The sequence below is a fragment of the Opitutales bacterium genome, assembly GCA_013215165.1.
Classification (GTDB): Bacteria; Verrucomicrobiota; Verrucomicrobiia; order Opitutales; family JABSRG01; genus JABSRG01.
This window is the reverse complement of sequence record JABSRG010000117.1, coordinates 1-4,126: the sequence shown is the minus strand read 5'-3', so window position 1 is coordinate 4,126 and position 4,126 is coordinate 1. Positions and strand designations below refer to the sequence as shown.

The following is a 4,126-nucleotide window of genomic DNA, read 5'->3' as shown; positions in this document are numbered from 1 at the left end:
AATAGACACGATCAACCGCTACAGCCCATCAATACTCAGGTTTGATCTCCGCCATCAGGTCTTATGGGATGGCTGTGCTAATTTTTTTGAATACTGGTGGAGGCTAGTTCTGAAATTGGAAAACATAAATTCATTCGCGGACAAAAATTTTGTGACTGTATGCTGTGCGTTTACAGTAGTCGAAGTTGATTGAGACTGCTCTGGTTTTTGAAGCCATCTCGTCTTTGAGGATCAATTCTTTGGTCATAGCAATCAGGTTTGTCTGGATCGTTTTTTATCCGCTAATGCACGCGAATGAACGCTAATTTTTTGAATGATTGGTAGAAGGCTTGGTCGGGGTTTGGAAAACATAAATTCATTCGCGTTCATTAGCGGACGATAATCTAATTATTTGCGGACTCGATGCGACCGTTGCAGATGGTCAGATGCGTGTCGCCGAGGAGGGTGGCTTCTTGTGGGTTGTGGGTGATGTGGAGGACTGTGATACCGGTTTGTTTGTGGAGGTGTTGAAGGAGTTGGCACATTTCTCTGTGGGTGTCGGCGTCGAGGGCTGCGAGGGGCTCGTCGAGACAGAGTAGTTGTGGGCGGGCGATGAGTGCTCGTCCGAGCGCTACGCGTTGTGCTTCGCCCCCGCTCAGATGGTCTGGCTTGCGATCGAGTAGGTGTGGGATCTGTAGGGTTTCGGCCATCGATTCCACGGCTGTGCGGACTGCATCTTTCGGGTATTTACGCACCTCTAGGGCAAAGCCAATCTGTTCCCGCACGTTCAGGTGAGGAAAGAGGGCAATGTCTTGCGGCATATAGCTCACAGCGCGCAGGGCAGGCGGTGTCCATTTGACACGTTTGCCTGACTCGAATTGAGCCAGTATTTTCTCCCCGATTCGAATGGTGCCTTGGTGGAATCTGCGTAAGCCGCATAAGCATTCGAGCAGGGTCGACTTTCCTGAACCGGATTTTCCTGTGAGTATGGCATAGCTGCCCGCATCGATATTCAGGGAAATGTTATCTAAAGCAAACTCACCGAGCCGTATGGAAAGCTGATCGATGGTAACTGATTGGCTCATCCGATGACGCGTCCTCCGAGGCCACGAACAACGGTGAGGACGATGATGGCGCAGAGTATCATCAGGAGTGAGATAGCGAGCATGCCTTGGAGATTACCGGATTGCATTTCGAGAAACACGCTCGTGGGCAGCACCTCGGTTTTCATCCGAGTTGACCCGGCGAATATAAGAATAGGGCCAAATTCGCCCAAGCTGCGCGCCCAGGCGAGCGTGCCTGCGGCGAGTATACCGCGGTTTGCCTGGGGTAGAATCACGCGAAAGAAGGTCTGCGCGCGTGAGGCTCCGAGGGTGATGGCGACGTCTTCGAAGCGCTGTGGAATTTGGTCGAATGCGACGCGCATGGATCGGGTTGCAAAGGCACACGCGACCACGAACTGGGCTAACACGACGCCCGGGACCTCAAATACGACCCACGGGCGCATCCATTCAAAAGGAGGAAAATTGAATAACATCAGGAGCAACAAACCAATTACGAGTGGAGGTAAGATGATCGGAATATCGATCAGAGCATCGATGATTGGTTTCCCAGGAAATTTAAAACGCGACATGAGGTAGGCAAGCGGGGTAGCCACCCAAACAGCAAGAATGGCTGCGATGCTCGATGAGATTATGCTCAGTCCAGTGGCATAGCGGAGTTCTGGCGAGTTGAGCGCAGCAATCACGCCGGAGAGGCGATGGGTTTCACCGCTTGACGGATCCTCCCAGTCTTGAAAAGCCATCGCCACATCAGCAGCCAACATCAGCGCAATCAGGATTACATAAGAACCTCCGATCATCGCCAGAACGGCCAAGAACAATGGGTCTTTTCTTGGAGTGTTTGGCGCAAGTTCATGCGCGGTTATCTTTAAATCTGGCTGTTTGCCTGGCATGCTACTGTTTGTCGCTTCTTCTGTGTTGGGCTTCGATTAGGTTTTTAGTGCGAGTCTGCCGAGATGACCGGATCGAAATGAAACTGAGTAAAGACTGCTACGCTGTTTTCGGGGTCCGCCAGAAATTCAAGAAACTTCTGGGCATCTCCCTTTTGGTCTGAGCCCGAAACGCGTGCGGCAGTGACCTGTGTTCGCGAAAGATTTAGCTCGGCTGTATCTATTATGTCTAAGCCAAATTGGGCAGCAGTGCTCGACCAGATAATTCCGTATAGAATCTCTTCCGAGCCTTTTACCGCTTGTGCGGCTTCCGTCACTGTCGGCATAATCGCCTTAGCTCCCGATTTAATCTCCTCGTAGATTCCCATGCGTCTCAGGGAGATTTCTGTGACTCGGCCAGCACCGGCTAGAGGACTACAGATTACGTAACCAGGCGCTTTGGTGGCTAATTCTCGCAGCGAATCGATCTGGGTGTGTTCTCCTAAGGAAGTTGCCAACACGAGGCGAAATGAGGCGATGGATATGGCTTCTTCAGTGAGTCCGTCGCTGAAAGATTTTTTGGAGAAGCTTTCGTCGGCTGGAATATATATGTCAGCTTGCGCACTGCCCAATTTTGCTTGTAGGCGGAGCCGAGCTTCGAGTTCGCCCGAGGAGCCGTAGTTCATCCGCACGCCTACACCATGGCTATGTTCATAGGCGTCTGCCAACTGCTTCAACGGCGCTTGTAGGCTGGCGGCGGCATACACGGTCAGTCGCTTGTCTCGTGAATCGCCATCTCTAATAAAAGAATGGAACAGCGCTGCCATCAGTGATGCCAGGACTACGGCTGAGAGGATGATTTTGAATTTCCAGCTCATCAGCAAAATTTGGGAACAGTAAATCGCCTCGAAGTCGAGCTTAGGCATGTCATTCCAGGGAGTCCGGGTCTGGTTTGCTCGCTACAAATGCAGGTGATTGCTCTGCTCCACGTCATATGGTGTGAAGTCGTGTTCGTGTTCGTTGTCGTAATCGGTCCACCTTCGATTTCGCCTACGCCCACGACAACATTCGTGCATGTAGGATGTGGTAAAGGAGGGGTGATAAGATCGACTCACAATGACGCTGTATTGCGGTCTGTATTTGACCTGCCGCTCGATAAGGATAAGCCGCTTTATATGAAGCCTGTTGTCATTGTATTAGCTATTTTGTTGGTCTGCGCCATGGGCCTGGCCGGCTACGCCTTGAGGCAATCTCAAGATGCGGCCAAGGAATTGGCCGAAAAAGAATCTGCAGTAGCCGATGCAGAGCGCGTGGCCCAGGAACAGGAAGCCTTGGCTCGCGATGCAGAAGCTGGGGCCCGAGCTGCTGAAGAAGCGCGCAGGCTGGCTGAACAAGCGATTCGCGAGAAAGAGGCCGAGCGTGCAGCACTGCTGGCAGAATTGAATGAAAAGTTGGCTGCGGAAGAGGCGGCGCGCGTGGCCGCACAACAGCAAGCCGAGGAAATGCAGGGGCGGTTGGATTCTCTAGCCGCTGCGATGAAAGAGGCAGAAGAACGCCAACGTGCACTGATGGAAGCACAGAAGCTAGCGGCTGAGGACTTGGCCAAAGATCAACAGGTCGTGGCAGTGGATACGGATACAGCTGCTCGCCGGCAGGAGCTCGAAGCTTTGGAGGCAACGCTGGCGGAACGCCGGGCAGAGGAATCGCGCCTTTCTGCAGAATTGGCGGAGCTTGAAGCCCGTCGCAAAGACCAACTTAGCCGACAGATCGCGCTCGAGGAGGCGATTTTGGATCAAGGGGGTGAGATCACGCTTTCAGGCTATCGCGTCTACTCACCCAACTATCGCCGGCATGCAGCGTTGGAATTGCGGAGTGAGTGAGCACGCTGTATTAAAGGTGGCAGATCTTTTTAACCACGGTTTTCACAGATGAGCACAGATATTTATAATCGATGCGCTCGGTGGTGGGTTTAAGTTTTGAGTCTTTTTGATTGGTGGTCAAAGAACCCTCATAACAGGATTTTACCAAATGACAGATCGGAGTAGGATCCTCAAATTCCCCAAACCCAATCTATGGTAAAAAAACCTGAACCATAGCTTCTTTCTCGTTAGCTATGAGTGTTTCATGGACGATATTTCCGGTGGAATTTATAACGCAGAGGATACGCTTAGCGTTTTCCATGATGAGAAGGGATCAGGTTGTGGGCCGTCTTCTCAT

Annotated in this window: 4 protein-coding genes; 1 reads left to right on the top strand and 3 read right to left on the bottom strand. The window is 51.9% G+C overall.

All coding sequences use genetic code 11. From position 1 onward, the window contains the following. Positions 1-383 precede the first annotated feature (383 nt). Genes HRU10_15055 through HRU10_15045 form a run of 3 tightly spaced genes read right to left on the bottom strand, consistent with a single transcriptional unit; the run spans position 384 to position 2,787 of the window. The gene (locus HRU10_15055) at positions 384-1,064 is read right to left on the bottom strand and encodes an ABC transporter ATP-binding protein (protein ID NRA28551.1); all 681 of its coding nucleotides are present in this window, start codon (positions 1,062-1,064) and stop codon (positions 384-386) included. Next, positions 1,061-1,933, bottom strand: a complete 873-nt coding sequence (locus tag HRU10_15050) for an ABC transporter permease (protein ID NRA28550.1) — start codon at positions 1,931-1,933, stop codon at positions 1,061-1,063. Before HRU10_15050 ends, HRU10_15055 begins: the two co-directional genes overlap by 4 nt. A gap of 44 nt (positions 1,934-1,977) precedes the next feature. Then, entirely contained in the window at positions 1,978-2,787 is an 810-nt protein-coding gene (locus HRU10_15045; protein ID NRA28549.1) for a substrate-binding domain-containing protein, read from the bottom strand. Positions 2,788-2,796: 9 nt separating this feature from the next. Here HRU10_15045 and HRU10_15040 point away from each other — a divergent pair, with 9 nt between their 5' ends. Further along, complete coding sequence (locus HRU10_15040) at positions 2,797-3,789, top strand: hypothetical protein (GenBank protein ID NRA28548.1); 993 nt, start codon at positions 2,797-2,799, stop codon at positions 3,787-3,789. Positions 3,790-4,126: the final 337 nt, after the last annotated feature.

Bases quoted from the DNA above. Each gene is read 5' to 3' on its own strand.
- HRU10_15055 (NRA28551.1), bottom strand. From the start codon at position 1,064: ATGAGCCAATCAGTTACCATCGATCAGCTTTCCATACGGCTCGGTGAG.
- HRU10_15045 (NRA28549.1), bottom strand. From the start codon at position 2,787: ATGAGCTGGAAATTCAAAATCATCCTCTCAGCCGTAGTCCTGGCATCA.
- HRU10_15050 (NRA28550.1), bottom strand. From the start codon at position 1,933: ATGCCAGGCAAACAGCCAGATTTAAAGATAACCGCGCATGAACTTGCG.